The organism is Mycobacterium arosiense ATCC BAA-1401 = DSM 45069 (genome assembly GCF_002086125.1).
Lineage (GTDB): Bacteria > Actinomycetota > Actinomycetes > Mycobacteriales > Mycobacteriaceae > Mycobacterium > Mycobacterium arosiense.
On the sequence record NZ_MVHG01000039.1, the window covers coordinates 1 to 15,345 of the forward strand.

General features: G+C 65.4%; 6 protein-coding genes. All 6 read left to right on the top strand.

The window, feature by feature from the left end:
* Positions 1 to 4,145: non-ribosomal peptide synthetase (locus BST14_RS15880; RefSeq protein ID WP_142279427.1), on the top strand; the 4,145-nt coding region annotated here is incomplete at its 5' end.
* A 23-nt stretch (positions 4,146 to 4,168) separates the two neighbouring features.
* Positions 4,169 to 10,570, top strand: coding sequence for a sulfolipid-1 biosynthesis phthioceranic/hydroxyphthioceranic acid synthase (gene pks2 / locus BST14_RS15885; RefSeq protein WP_211280730.1), 6,402 nt, complete (start codon positions 4,169 to 4,171; stop codon positions 10,568 to 10,570).
* A gap of 5 nt (positions 10,571 to 10,575) precedes the next feature.
* Positions 10,576 to 11,877 carry a cytochrome P450 gene (locus BST14_RS15890; RefSeq protein WP_083065307.1) on the top strand — a complete coding sequence of 434 codons (1,302 nt, stop codon included), beginning with the start codon at positions 10,576 to 10,578 and terminating at the stop codon, positions 11,875 to 11,877.
* Positions 11,874 to 12,212, top strand: a complete 339-nt coding sequence (locus BST14_RS15895) for a hemophore-related protein (protein WP_083065308.1) — start codon at positions 11,874 to 11,876, stop codon at positions 12,210 to 12,212. Before BST14_RS15890 ends, BST14_RS15895 begins: the two co-directional genes overlap by 4 nt.
* Positions 12,213 to 12,214: 2 nt before the next feature.
* Positions 12,215 to 12,982, top strand: a complete 768-nt coding sequence (locus BST14_RS15900; protein WP_083065309.1) for a siderophore-interacting protein — start codon at positions 12,215 to 12,217, stop codon at positions 12,980 to 12,982.
* Between the two features lie 2 nt (positions 12,983 to 12,984).
* Entirely contained in the window at positions 12,985 to 14,724 is a 1,740-nt protein-coding gene (locus BST14_RS15905) for an AMP-binding protein (RefSeq protein WP_083065310.1), read from the top strand.
* Positions 14,725 to 15,345: the final 621 nt, after the last annotated feature.

A 15,345-nucleotide genomic window follows, 5' to 3' on the forward strand; every position in this document is an offset into this window, starting at 1 on the left:
GCGGAGACTCACTATCCGCAATGCGAGTCATCGCCGGCGTCAACAGCGCCCTGAATGCGCACCTCGCGGTGCGCACCCTGTTCGATGCGCCCACGGTGGCCAGGCTGGCACCGCGGATCGGAGAAGACGGGGATGGGCATGAGCCGTTGGTGGCGGTCGAGCGGCCGGCGGTGGTGCCGTTGTCGTTTGCCCAGCAGCGGTTGTGGTTCTTGGACCACTTGCAGGGGCCCTCGCCGGTGTACAACATACCGGCGGCACTGCGACTGAGTGGACGCCTGGATGCCGAGGCGCTCGGTGCGGCGTTGGCCGATGTGGTGGCCCGCCAGGAAAGCCTGCGGACTCTGTTCCCGTCGGTCGAAGGGATTCCGCGGCAGGTGGTTATGCCGGCCGATGGTGTCGATATCGGGTGGGAGGTCGTCGACGCCACCGGCTGGCCCGAAAGCCGGCTAGGTGAGGCCGTCGGCGCGGTGGTACATCACACGTTTGATCTGGCGGCCGAAATGCCGTTGCGGGCAACGCTTTTCCGCGTCGCCGAGGACGAGCACGTGCTGGTGGCCGCGGTGCACCATATCGCCGCCGACGGCTGGTCGATCACCCGGCTGGTGGCTGATCTGGCGGTGGCGTATGCCAGCCGGCGTGTGGGGCAGGCCCCGGGTTGGGCGTCCTTGGCGGTGCAGTACGTCGATTACACGCTGTGGCAGCGCGCGCACCTGGGCGATCTGGCCGATGCCGACAGCCGCATCGCCGCGCAGCTGGCCTACTGGGAACAGGAACTGGCCGGGCTGCCCGAGCGGCTGGCGCTGCCCACCGACCGGCCCTACCCGCCAGTCGCCGATTACCGCGGGGCCAGCGTGGCCGTGGAGTGGCCCGCCGAGCTGCAGCAGCAGGTCGCGCGGGTGGCGCGTGAGCACAACGCGACCAGCTTCATGGTGATCCAGGCCGCCCTGGCGGTGCTGCTGGCCAAGCTCAGCGCCAGTCCCGATGTGGCGGTGGGGTTCCCGATCGCCGGGCGCAGTGACCCTGTGCTGGATGAGGTGGTGGGGGTCTTCATCAACACCCTGGTGTTGCGGGTGGAGATGGCCGACGACCCCACGGTCGCCGAGCTGCTGGCCCAGGTGCGAGCGCGTAGCCTGGCGGCCTTCGAGCACCAGGATGTGCCCTTCGAGGTGCTCGTGGAGCGGCTCAACCCGACCCGATCGTTGGCCCATCACCCGCTGGTGCAGGTGGTGGTGGCCTGGCAGAACTTCGCCACGGACGATAACGCCGCCGCGTTGGCCTTAGGTGATCTGCAGGTAACCCCGCTGCCGGCGGACACCCACACCGCGCGCATGGATCTGACACTGACGTTGGGCGAGCGCTGGAACGCCGCCGGGGAGCCCGCCGGGATCGGCGGGTCGGTGGAGTTCCGCACCGATGTGTTCGACGAGGACAGCATCGCGGTGTTGATCGCGCGGTTGCAGCGGCTGTTGATGGCGGTCACCGCCGATCCCACGCAACGACTTTCGTCGGTGGATGTGCTGGATGCGGCGGAGTATGCCCGGCTGGACGAGGTCAGCAACCGGGCGGTGTTGACCGCGCCGGTCAGCGCGCCGGTGTCGATTCCAGCGCTGTTCGCCGAACAGGTGGCCAGGACACCGGATGCGGTGGCGGTGACCTTCGAAGCCCGCTCGATGACCTACCGGGAGCTCGATGAGGCGTCGAACCGGTTGGCGCATCTACTGGCCGGACAGGGAGTGAGCCGGGGACAGTATGTGGCCCTGCTGTTTTCGCGGTCAACCGAGGCGATCGTGTCCATGTTGGCGGTGCTCAAGACCGGGGCGGCGTATGTGCCGATCGACCCCGCGCTCCCGGTGGCCCGGGTCGGGTTCATGGTCGCCGATTCCGCGCCGATCGCCGCGCTCACCACTTCCGCGCTGGCCGGGCGGCTGGACGGGCACGAGTTGCTGGTCATCGACGTCGACGATCCGCGCATCCGGACGTATCCGTGCACTGCATTGCCGGCGTCGGTGCTGGATCCCGACGATATCGCCTACCTGATCTACACCTCGGGCACCACCGGTGTTCCCAAAGGCGTTGCGGTCGCCCACCGCAACATCAGTCAGCTGGTGGCAACCCTGCACGCAGACCTTCCGTCGGGACCGGGCCAGGTGTGGTCGCAATGGCATTCCCACAGCTTCGATGTCTCGGTGTGGGAGGTCTTCGGCGCGCTGTTGCACGGCGGGCGGCTGGTGGTGGTCCCCGAATCGGTGGCGCGGTCGCCGGAAGACTTCCACTCATTGCTGGTTGCCGAAGAAGTCAATGTGTTGAGCCAGACCCCATCCGCGGCGGGGATGCTGTCACCGGAGGGTCTGGACTCGGTCACTTTGGTGGTGGCCGGCGAGGCTTGCCCGGCCGAGCTGGTGGATCGCTGGGCGCGGGGTCGAGTGATGCTCAATGCCTATGGCCCGACCGAGGCCACGGTGTATGCAGCGGTCAGTGCGCCGCTGGTGGCCGAGCCGGGTGTGGTGCCGATCGGCTCGCCGGTACCGGGAGCGGCGTTGTTTGTGCTGGACAGCTGGTTACGGCCAGTGCCCGCCGGTGTGGTCGGCGAGTTGTACGTGTCCGGCGCCGGTGTGGCAGGCGGGTACTGGCGGCGGGCAGCCTTGACCGCGTCGCGGTTTGTGGCCTGCCCGTTCGCGGGCGCTGGAGCGCCGGGAACACGCATGTATCGCACCGGGGATCTGGTGTGTTGGGGCCCCGACGGGCAGTTGCGGTATCTGGGACGTTCCGATGATCAGGTCAAGGTCCGCGGGTATCGCATCGAGCTCGGGGAGATCCGCGCTGCGCTGGCCGCCCTCGACGGGGTGGAGCAGGCGGTGGTGATTGCTCGCGAGGACCGCCCCGGCGACAAGCGCCTTATCGGCTACGTCACCGGAACCGCCGACCCGGCCGAGCTCCGCGCCCTGCTGGCCGAGCGGCTACCGGCCTACATGGTGCCGGCGGCAGTAATGACGCTTGACGCGTTGCCGTTGACCAACAACGGCAAACTCGATACCCGCGCCCTGCCGGCACCCGAATACGCCAAGGCCGATGGCTACCGCGCCCCGGCCACCCTCACCGAGGAGATCCTGGCCGGCATTTACGCCCAGGTACTCGGGCTCGAGCGGGTCGGTGTCGACGACTCCTTCTTCGATTTGGGCGGAGATTCCCTGCTGGCGATGCGCTTGATCGCAGCGATCAACGCCAGCTTGGACGCGAATCTTGCGGTGCGCACGCTATTCCACGCGCCGTCCGTCAGAAGCTTGAGTCAGCAGTTGGGCCAAGACGCCAGCGAGGCGGAAGTAGTCCTTGTTGAGTTCCTCAAGCAGGGCACGGGTGTTCCGTTGTTCTGCATTCATCCCGCCGGTGGGGTGAGTTGGCCGTATCAGGCTCTTGGTATTTACCTGGACTGCCCGATCATTGGTATTCAACAAAGCCCGCAAGATGGTGAAGGCGAACCTCCGTCAATTCGCGATATGGCGAAGAACTATGCCGACAGGATTCAACGGATTTGGCCCACCGGGCCCTATCGCCTTCTCGGCTGGTCGTTCGGCGGTGCTGTCGCCCACGAAATCGCCATCGAGCTTCAGCGACGCGGATACGCAATCGAACGTCTCGTCTTTCTCGACGCTCAACCCAGTATCGATAGCGGCGCGACTGCGTCGAACATCGGCGAGGAGGACGTGCTGGCAGACGTCTTGCGGTTCTGCCGTATCGATGTTCCGGAACAGGATGGGCCGCTTACCTATCAGCGGGTAGAAGAACTACTTCGCGAACGAGGAATCGTCGAATTTTCGCCGTACAAGCAGCTTCTGGATTTGGGTATTCGAAACATCAACAACAATGGGGCGTTGTATCGAGCCCACGAACCCGGTGTGTTCGATGGGGATGTAGACATATTTACTGCCGTGCGGGACGAGGGCGATCGCAGTTCGCCTCTTGTGCAACGTTGGCGACCGTACGTAACGGGCAACATCAACAGCTACCCGATCGACTGTGTGCATGAAGAAATGATGAGTACCGAGTCGCTCATCCTCTATGGCCCACAGCTCAAAGCCCTTTTGGAACCTGAATGCGTGCGCGAAACGGACATGCTACTTAGTCGTTTCTCTGAGGAGGCGAAGTGACTGCACACCAGATCAACGACGTTATGCAGCAACCGCATTCGACCGATTCGCCGCCCCGGATCGGCACGACACCCGTCACTCCTGTTGCCGTGATCGGCATGGCTTGCCGGCTACCCGGAGGCATCGACTCCCCGGAGCAGTTGTGGGCGGCGTTGTTGCGCGGCGACGACACGGTTACCGAAATTCCGGCCGACCGCTGGGACGCCGACGAATACTACGATCCCGAGCCGGGTGTGCCGGGTCGGTCGGTATCCCGGTGGGGCGCATTCATCGACGACGTCGCCGGCTTCGACCCCGAGTTCTTCGGGATCAACGAGCGGGAAGCGACCGCGATGGATCCGCAACATCGGTTGCTTCTGGAAACCTCATGGGAGGCCATGGAACACGCCGGCCTCACCCGGGAGCGAATCGCCGACTCGCTCACCGGTGTGTTCATGGGATTGACGCATGGCGACTACCAATTGCTGGCCGCCGATGCGCACTCCGTGGAGGGGGCGTACGGCTTTTCCGGCAGCAACTTCAGCCTGGCTTCCGGGCGCATCGCCTACGCCCTGGGGGTCCACGGTCCCGCATTGACCGTGGACACCGCGTGTTCTTCCGGCCTGACCGCGATACACCTGGCGTGCCGCAGCCTGCACGAGGGCGAGAGCGACCTTGCCCTGGCTGGCGGCGCCACGCTGGCGTTGGATCCGCGGAAATTCTCCGCGGGGTCCGCCGAGGGCATGCTCTCGCCGACCGGACGCTGCCACGCCTTCGACGTCGCGGCCGACGGGTTCGTGGGTGGCGAAGGCAGCGTCATGCTGCTACTCAAGCGGCTGTCCGACGCGCTGCGCGACGGTGATCGGATCCTGGCCGTGGTGCGCGGAACGGCCGCCAACCAGGACGGTCACACCGTGAACATCGCGACCCCGTCCGAGACCGCCCAGACCGCGGTCTATCGGGCGGCGTTAGCCGCCGCGGGTGTGGACGCCCGCACGGTCGGCATGGTCGAGGCGCACGGTCCCGGCACCCCGGTTGGTGACCCGATCGAGTACGCCAGCCTGGCCAACGTCTACGGCATCGAGGGCCCCTGCGCGCTCGCGTCGGTGAAGACCAATTTCGGGCATACCCAGGCGGCCTCCGGGGCGCTCGGGCTGATGAAGGCGATCCTCGCGCTGCAACACGGTGCGGTTCCCCGGAATCTGCACTTCACCCAGCTGCCCGATGATCTTGCCCAGATCGATACAAAACTGTTTGTGCCGCAAGAGACTACGCCGTGGACCACCAACGGCCACCACCCACGAAGGGCGGCGGTCTCGTCGTACGGGCTGTCGGGCACCAACGTGCACGCCATCGTGGAGCAGGCACCTGAACCGGCTCCCGAAGCCGCTGTGCCCGAGGGCATCTCAGCCGAACCGGCGACGACGGCGGCAGCGTTCGTTGGCGACGACCCGCTGCGCCCGGCTTCGCCGCGCTTGCGATCGCCGCTGCTGTTCCCGCTGTCGTCCACCTCGGCCGACGAATTGCGCCGCACCGCCGGTCGGCTGGCCGACTGGGTGCGAGCGCATGACGACCTGGCCTTGCCCGATCTGGCCTACACCCTGGCGCGTCGGCGCGTGCACCGCCCGGTACGCACCGCCGTCATTGCCGATAACCGGTTCGAGCTCGCAGAGGCGTTGCGCGAAATTGCCGACGGCGATACGCCGTATCCGGCCGCGGTCGGACAGGACGAACGTGGACCGGTATGGGTGTTCTCCGGGCAGGGTTCGCAATGGGCTGCGATGGGCGCGGACCTGTTGGCGACCGAACCGGTGTTTGCGGCCACCGTCGCGCAGGCAGAGCCGGTGATCGCCGTCGAGTCCGGGTTCTCAGTGACCGAGGCGATATCGACGCGGCAGGTCGTGACCGGTCAAGACCGGATCCAGCCGACGCTGTTCACCATGCAGGTCGCGCTGGCGGCCACCATGAGGTCCTACGGAGTCCGCCCGGGCGCGGTCATCGGGCACTCCCTCGGCGAGGCCGCCGCAGCTGTCGTCGCGGGTGCACTGTCACTGGAAGACGGGCTGCGTGTTATTTGCCGCCGCTCGCGGCTGATGTTCCGCGTCGCCGGTACCGGTGCCACGGCATCGGTGGAATTGCCCGCGCAGCAAGTGCTTTCGGAATTGACGGCGCGCGGTATCAACGACGTCGTGGTGGCGGTGGTGGCCTCGCCCCAATCCACGGTGATCGCCGGCGCCGCGCAAACAGTTCGCGACCTGGTCGCGGCCTGGGAGCAGCGTGACGTGATGGCCCGCGAGGTCCCCACCGACGTCGCCTTTCATTCGCCCCAAGTCGATCCGATCATGGATGAGCTGACCGACGCACTCGCAGAGATCAGCCCGTTGACACCGGAAGTTCCCTTCTACTCGGCGACCCTGTTCGATCCGCGCGAGCAGCCAGTGTGCGACGCCAATTACTGGGCGCACAACATGCGCCGCATGGTGCGGTTCGCCACGGCCGTGCAGGCCGCTTTGGAGGACGGCTACCGGGTCTTTGCCGAGCTGGCGCCACACCCGCTACTCATCCGCGCTCTCGAGCAGACCGCCCGCAGTCGCGAGATGCCGATGGCCGCTCTGGCCGGTATGCGCCGTGAACAAGCGCTTCCCCACGGGTTGCGTGGGTTTGTGGCGGATCTGCACAGTGCGGGTGCCGCGGTCGATTTCTCCAAGCTTTACCCGGGTGGACACCTGGTGGACGCGCCGCTGCCGACCTGGACGCACCGTCGGCTGTGGTTGAGCGGCGCCGGTCAGGAAGCCCCGACCCATGGCGGTTGCACCGTTTCGGTACATCCGTTGCTGGGCTCGCACGTGCACCTGCAGGAGGAGCCTGAGCGCCACTTGTGGCAGGCCGACGTCGGCACCGCCGCCCAGCCCTGGCTCGCCGACCACCAGATCCGCAATGTGGTTGTGCTTCCGGGAGCCGCTTACTGCGAGATGGCGTTAGCGGCCGCGCGTACCGTGCTCGGCGAGGCGGCTGAGGTTCGCGACATCCGTTTCGAGCAGGCACTCCTGCTGGATGAGCGGACCACGATCGGTGCCTCCGCGTCGTTGTCATCGCCGGGCGTCGTCGACTTCGCCGTGGAGTCGAATCGGGGCGGCGAACACACGCGGCACGCTGCCGCGGTGCTCCGCGCCGCAGAGGATGAGCAGCCACCTGCGTACAACGTGTCCACACTACTGGCCGCCCATGCGAGTTGCGACGACGGCGACGAGGTGCGCGAACGCATGGACCAACGTGGCGTTCAGTACGGTCCCGCGTTCGCCGGTCTGGGGAATGTCCACACCGGCGCGGAGGCGACCGTCCTGGCCGAGGTGGCGCTACCGCGCCAAATCCGCTCGCAACAATCCGCTTACGGCGTGCACCCCGCACTGCTGGACGCCTGTTTCCAGTCCGTTGAAGCCCATCCGGACGTTCAGGCCCTGGGCGACGGTGCGCTGGGGTTGGTGCTGGGCATCCGTCGACTCCGCTCCTACAGCGCTGCCCGCAACGCCCACTACTGCTACACACGGGTGACGAAAGCCGACACCTCCGGGGTCGAGGCCGACATCGACGTGCTCGACGAGCACGGGGCGGTCCTGTTGACCGTGCAGGGGCTGCGAGTGGGCGCCGGCGCATCCGATCGGGGCAATAAAGATCGGGTGCTGGCCGAGCGACTGTTGACCATCGAATGGCGGCAACGAGAATTGCCCGAACCGGACCACACCGACGCCGGAAGCTGGCTGCTGATCGGCACCACCACCACCGCGCACGTGATGGCCAGCACGCTGGCTGACGCCCTGAAAAACCTTGGGGCGCACTGCACCACGATGTCCTGGCCGCAGCAGGGCGACCACATGTCAAACGTGGAACAGCTGGGAAATCATTTGCGCGGCGGTGGAATAACCGGTGTGGTGATCCTCACCGGACCGAAGAACGGCGAGGCCGGCGAGCACTGTGCGCTGCTGGGCCGGGACTACGTGCAACATCTGGTGCGCATTGCCCGCGAGTTGGCCGACCTTCCCGGCGAATCGCCCCGCTTGTATGTCGTGACCCGCAACGCCCAAACCGTGGTGTCCAACGACGTGCCCAACCTCGAGCAGGCCGGGTTGCGGGGCCTGATCCGGGTAATCGGCATGGAACATCCGCATCTGGGCGCCAGCCACATCGACGTGGACGAATCCACCGAGGCCGAACAGCTGGCACGCCAACTGCTCGGCGGGTCGGAGGAGGACGAGACCGCCTGGCGAAACGGCGCGTGGTACAACGCGCGGTTGTGCCCTGCTCCACTGCTTCCCGAGGAGCGGCAAACCGCCGTCGCCAACCACGAGTGCGACGGCATGCGCCTGCAGATCCGTACGCCCGGTGATCTGGAGTCACTCGAACTCGTTGCCTGCGACCGCGTTCCACCGGGGCCGGGACAGATCGAGGTCGCGGTCAGCGCATCCAGCATCAACTTCGCCGACGTGCTCGTCGCGTTCGGCCGTTACCCCGCTTTCGAGGGGCGCCTGCCGCAGCTGGGCACCGACTTCGCCGGCGTCGTGACCGCAGTCGGACCAGACGTGACCGACCACAAGGTTGGTGATCATGTCGGGGGCCTGAGCGCCAACGGTTGTTGGGGTACCTTCCTCACCTGCGACGCGCGCCTGGCTGTCACGCTGCCCGCCGGCCTGGCCGACGACCAGGCTGCGGCGGTGACGACCGCGCATGCCACCGCCTACTACGGCCTGCATGAACTGGCCCGAATCGGCGCCGGTGACCGGGTGCTGATCCACTCCGCGACCGGCGGCGTCGGACAGGCGGCAATCGCCGTCGCGCGGGCGGCGGGGGCCGAGATCTTCGCCACCGCCGGCAGCGAGCAACGTCGAGAGTTACTGCGCCACATGGGCATTAAGCATGTTTACGACTCGCGAAGCGTCGAGTTCGCCGACCTGATACGCCGCGACACCGACGGCTATGGTGTGGACATCGTGCTCAACTCGGTCATCGGTGCCGCCCAGCGTGCGGGGGTCGAATTGCTGGCGTTCGGTGGACGATTCGTCGAGATTGGCAAACGCGACATCTACGGCGACACCCGCTTGGGGCTCTTCCCGTTCCGGCGCAATCTCACGTTCTACGCGCTCGACCTGGCGTTGATGTCATTCAGCCACCCGGACAGGCTGCGAGACCTGCTGAACACGGTCTACCAACTCACCGCGGACGGCTCACTGCCGATGCCGCAAAGCACGCACTACCCGCTCGCCGACGCGGCCACGGCGATTCGGGTGATGAGCGGAGCCCAGCACACCGGAAAACTCGTGCTCGATGTCCCGCACGCCGGCCGCAGCCGCGTGATGGTGCCGCCGGCGCAGGTCGGGGTCTTCCGCAACGACGGCGCTTACATCGTCACCGGCGGGCTGGGGGGCCTGGGACTGTTCTTGGCCGAGAAGATGGCTTCTCCTGGTTCCGGGGCCGGTTGTGGACGTATCGTGCTGTCCTCGCGCTCGCAACCAAATGCCACCGCGCTGGAGACGATCGAACGCATGCGGGAGATCGGTGCCGACATCGTGGTCGACTGCGGCGACATAGCCGAGGTCGGTACGGCTCAGCGGTTGGTGGCTACAGCGACCGCCACCGGGCTTCCGATGCGCGGTGTGCTGCATCTGGCGGCGGTGATCGAGGATGCCACACTGAGTAATATCACCGACGAGCTCATCGAGCATGACTGGGCGCCAAAGGTTTACGGCGCATGGGATCTGCACACCGCCACCGCCGAGCAGCCGTTGGACTGGTTCTGCTCGTTTTCCTCCGCCGCAGCGCTGGTGGGGTCGCCCGGGCAGGGTGCCTACGCCGCTGCCAACAGCTGGCTGGACGCCTTCACCCGCTGGCGGCGGGCTCAAGGTTTGCCGGCCACCGCGATCGCATGGGGCGCCTGGGCGCAGATAGGACGCGGCACCACCCTGGCCGAAAACGCCGACGATGCCATAGCACCAGACGAAGGCGCGTATGCATTCGAGGCGCTGCTGCGCCACGACCGCGCCTGCACCGGGTATGCGCCGATAACGCGTGCACCGTGGTTGACCGCTTTCGCTCAGCGCAGTCCCTTCGCCGAAGCGTTCCGCTCCAACGGGCAAAGCTCAACGGGCACAAGCAAACTGCGTGCGGAGCTCGATGAGCTGGCGGTGGAGGAGTGGCCTACCCGGCTGCGGCGCCTGATCTCCGACCAGGTCAGCCTGATACTGCGTCGCAGCGTCGATCCCGATCGTCCGCTCTCCGAGTACGGCCTTGACTCATTGGGTGGCCTCGAACTACTTACCCGCATCCAGACAGAGACGGGCATACGCGTGACGCCCGCCGACATCGCCACCATTGGCACCATTCGCGGTCTGGCGGAGCTGCTGTGCGAAAAGTTGGCGCCCGCGGACGGCGCGCTGAAGGCTGAAAGGGTTTGAACACCATGCGATCTGACTACACGATCACAGGCAAGTCCGGTGAAGTGAGGGGGCCCGAGAACCTCGACTTCTTCACCGAGAAGTCGCTTGTGGACGACCCATACGACTATTACGACGCGATCCGGCGGTGCCCGGTATGGCGTGAGCCCGCGCACGGCGTGGTGATGGTGTCGGGATACGACGAGGCCCTCGCGGTGCAACGCGACACCGAACAGGCCTTGTCGGTCTGCAATATCGTCAGCGGACCATGGTCGGGGATTCCCACCAAAACCGACAGCGATGACATCTCGGAGGTGATCGAGCGGCACCGCAAGAAGGTGACGTTCGGCGACTACTTCATCACGTTCGATCCTCCGACACACACCGCACACCGCTCGCTGTTGAGCCGGTTGTTCACGCCGAAGCAGCTGAAGAACAACGAGGACTTCCTGTGGCGCCTCGCCGACGAGCAACTCAACCGCTTCGTCGCGAAGGGCAAGTGCGAGATCGTCATCGACTACAACTTCCCCTTCACGCTCGACGCGATCACCGACCTGCTGGACGTGCCCGAAGCCGATCGTGACCGATTCCGCCGCGCTGCGATAGCCAGCAGGCTCGAGGGCGACCGCAGTGGTTTCGTCGGCGTGAAAGAGGAGTGGTTCGTCGAGTACATCGAGGAGCGGCGGCGCAATCCGCGCGACGATGTCCTCACCGAGCTGGCGCTGGCGAAGTTTCCCGACGGCACGACACCCGACGCGATTGACGTTGCCCGCGTCGCCACCTTCATGTATGCCGCCGGCCACGGCACGACGATCGACCTGCTGAGCCTCTCGACGCTCACGCTGGCGGAGCGGCCGGACCTGCAAGGGCTACTGCGCGAGGACAACTCGAAGATTCCGGCGTTCATCGAGGAGATGCTTCGCATCGAAAGCCCGATCAAATCGAATTTCCGCCTGGCGCGGCGCACCACCAAGATCGGCGACGTCGATGTGCCAGCCGGAACCAGCATTTTGGTGATGAACGGCGCGGCGAACCGCGATCCGCGGCGGTTCGACGAGCCCAACGAATTCCGCCTGGGCCGCCCGAACATATTGCATCACATGGCATTCGGCCGTGGCGTTCACACGTGCCCGGGCGCCCCGATCGCGCGCGCCGAAGTGCGGGTGAGCTTGGAACGAATCCTCAACCGGATGGCCGACATTCGGCTCTCCGAGGCCAAGCACGGCCCGCCGGGTGCCCGTCGGCTCAAATGGGACAGCACCCTACTATTCCGACGGCTCAAGGAATTACACCTCGAGTTCACTCCCATTCAGGAGGTATCCAAATGACCACACTATCGTTGACCAGGTTGGCGGTCGGGGCTTGCGGCCTGGCGTTGTCGTTGACCGCCGGCGCCGGCCTGGCGTCCGCCGATCGGGATCTGAGCCCGTTCGTCAATACAACCTGTAACTACGACCAGGTGCAATCGGCGCTGCAGGCGGCAGATCCCCAAGCCGCCGCACAATTCAACTCCTCGCCGGAGAGCGTCTCCTTTTTGCGTCAGTTCCTCGCCGCGCCGCCGAGTCAACGCCAGCGGATGGCCCAGATGCTGGCGAGCCAGCCGGGGGCTGACCAGCAGTTCGGACTCGTCTTGCGGGTCTTCAGCACCTGCAACAACTACTGAGCATGGCCACGCTCATCGGCGCTTTGCCGCTCGTCAGCGCCCTGCGCGACGCGGTGTTCGTCTCTGCGTCTGTCAGCGAGATCGAGACGCTGACACCAAGAATGCGCCGCATCCGGTTCAGCGGCCCGCGGCTGCAAGGGCTGAACTGGACGCCAGGTCAGCAGGTTCGGCTGAAGGTGGAGAGTCTGCGTGAATCGTGGTCGAAGCTGCATTCATACCCCGTGCTGCGCACGTATTCCATCTATGACGCCGATCCGGACCTCGGCACACTCGACATCGTGATGTTCGACCACGACGGTGACCCGAAGGCCGCGACACCCGCAAGACGCTGGGCGACGGCCACCTCCGTCGGAGATCACACCCATATCACCCGGCCCCAGGGCAATCTCGTTGTTCGGCACGACGCGCCCTACTACGTGTTCGCCGGCGAAGAAACCGCGTCGGTCGCGTTTGCCGCGATGCTTCGAGCCATGCCCCCAACCGCCGAGGTTTACGGATTGATCGAGGCCGCAACCGACGCCGACCACCTTCCGCTGGCCCGACCCCTAACCCGGGTCGAGCGCGGTGACGCCTCAGCCGCGAACTCCGCCGTGCTCGCCGACGCCCTGCGTGGCCTCCCACTGCCCGACCATCCCGGGATCGCCTACCTCGCGGGCGAGGCCAGCACCATACAAACCTTACGCAAAATATTGATCACCGAACGTGGCTGGGACCGACGCCAGATACGCACCAAACCCTTTTGGACCCCCGGCCGAACCGGAATGGAGTGATTATGGGTGAGACGTCCATTTCGGATCTGCTGTGTGAACGCGCCAGCTTGCAGCCCAACGACACGGCGTTCACTTTTATTGATTACGAGCAGGATTGGGACGGGGTTGCCGAAAGCGTGACGTGGTCGCAGCTGTATCGGCGAACGGTGAACGTTGCACGGGAACTCCAACATTGCGGGTCGACGGGCGACCGCGCCGTCATAATGGCCCCGCAGGGGCTTGATTACATCGTGGCGTTTCTCGGCGCGTTGCAGGCGGGACAGATCGCGGTTCCGCTTTCGGTTCCGCTAGGCGGCGTCAGCGATGAGCGCGTCAGTTCGGTGCTGCGCGACTCGTCGCCGACTGTCGTTCTCACCACGTCCCCTGCTGCGGGAACCGTTGCCGAGTACGTCAAGTCGGAATCTGGCGGACCCGTTCCATCGGTCGTGGAGGTTGACCTGCTGGACCTGGACGCCCGCACCGGATCCGGCGCCGGGACGGAGAATCACCCAGATCTGGCGTATTTGCAGTACACGTCCGGGTCGACGCGCCAACCGGCCGGGGTCATGGTCTCGCATCAGAACTTGATGGCGAATTTCAGGCAGGTCATGTGCGACTTTTTTGTGGAGTACGGAGGCGTCGCGCCACCAGCCACGACACTAGTGTCGTGGCTGCCGTTTTACCACGATATGGGTTTGGTACTGGGAGTGTGCGCACCGATTCTGGCCGGAATCCGCGCTGTGCTGACGAGTCCAGTGTCGTTCCTGCAGCGACCGGCCCGATGGATGCAATTGCTGGCCAAGGAAAGTCACGCGTTTTCGGCGGCGCCGAACTTCGCCTTCGAATTGGCGGCACGCAAGACATCAGACGAGGATATGGCCGGACTGGATCTGGGGGACGTGCTGGTCATCGCCAGCGGTAGCGAACGGGTGCATCCTGCGACGATGCGGCGCTTCACCGACCGGTTCGCGCGCTTCAATTTGCCCGAGAGCGCGATACGGCCAAGCTATGGCCTCGCAGAGGCAACGGTGTACGCGTTGACCCGTACACCGGCGGAACCGCTCAAAATCGTCCACTTCGAATCCGACGAGCTGGCCACCGGCACCGCGCAGCGATGCGAAAGCACAACCGGCACACCGCTGGTCAGCTACGGTGCACCGCGGTCACCGATGATTCGTGTCGTTGATCCCGACACGAGAATCGAGTGCCCGCAGCGAACCGTCGGTGAGATCTGGGTGCACGGTGACAACGTCGCTATGGGTTATTGGCAAAAGCCCCAAGAGAGCGAACGCACCTTCGGCGATCGGCTTATCGCTCCGTCGGCCGGCACGCCCGAAGCGCCGTGGCTGCGAACCGGCGACTCGGGGTTCTTCTTCGAAGGTGAGCTGTTTGTCATCGGCCGCATCAAGGACCTGTTGATCGTCTACGGGCGTAACCACTCACCCGACGACATCGAGGCGACAATCCAGGAGATCACCCGGGGCCGGTGCGCGGCGATAGCGGTTCCGCATGACGGCATCGAAAAGCTTGTCGTCATTGTCGAAGTCAAAAACCAGCGCACGTCCCACGAAGAGGGAGCGGACAAGCTCGCGGTCGTCCAGCGCGAAGTCACCTCGGCTGTGTCCAACTCGCATGGACTCGGCGTCGCGGATCTGGTTGTGGTGGCGCCGGGGTCGATACCGATCACCACAAGCGGCAAGGTGCGGCGGTCGGCGTGCGCCGAGCAGTACCGGCAGGGGCAGTTCGCCCGCTTGAACTCTTAGGTGGTGTCGCGGCAGAGGGTCGCGAAGGATTCTTTTCCTCGCCCTCATCCGGGTTTGGGACCGGTTCACACGGCTGCTTAATCGGCCTGCCGTAAGTCAAAAGCGATGGAATGGCCATCGTCGAGCGGAAAATTGCTCATCGGTTTTCCGGACCGTCTGGTCGAGGCGCGAAAGTTGTGGTGTCGTCCACCCGCGCTACCGAAAAGGCTGTTGATCCGCGTTTTTCTTCCCTTTAGCGGATGAACTGAGTTCCGCCCGTCATTCGCTGACGTCCTTCTTTTTTGCTGCATCCCGAGGCTTACCCACCGGGCGCCAGCAGAATAGGTTGCTCCCCTGACGGTGCCAGAGATAGGTGTCAAGATCACCCAAGCTGGCACGCGATACAAATTTCCACATTGAAAAATCAGGTGGAGTCGATTTCCTGTGCATCATCCCTCCTTTCAAATACTGGAGCCGACTCGAACGAAGCCGCCTGATCCCGGTCGCGCACCCGTGGCTCGCGACAAACCCGGAGCAGACGAACCCGGAAAGGTCGGCGATGAAAATGGGTCTGGCAGTGCACAACAGCGGGACCGGTGCCCCGACAGCAGACCGCCGCTGCAAGGGGCACGCAACGGCGCG

Coding starts and splice junctions, on each gene's coding strand:
- pks2 (WP_211280730.1), top strand. CDS start 4,169: ATGCAGCAACCGCATTCGACCGATTCGCCGCCCCGGATCGGCACGACA.
- BST14_RS15890 (WP_083065307.1), top strand. CDS start 10,576: ATGCGATCTGACTACACGATCACAGGCAAGTCCGGTGAAGTGAGGGGG.
- BST14_RS15895 (WP_083065308.1), top strand. CDS start 11,874: ATGACCACACTATCGTTGACCAGGTTGGCGGTCGGGGCTTGCGGCCTG.
- BST14_RS15900 (WP_083065309.1), top strand. CDS start 12,215: ATGGCCACGCTCATCGGCGCTTTGCCGCTCGTCAGCGCCCTGCGCGAC.
- BST14_RS15905 (WP_083065310.1), top strand. CDS start 12,985: ATGGGTGAGACGTCCATTTCGGATCTGCTGTGTGAACGCGCCAGCTTG.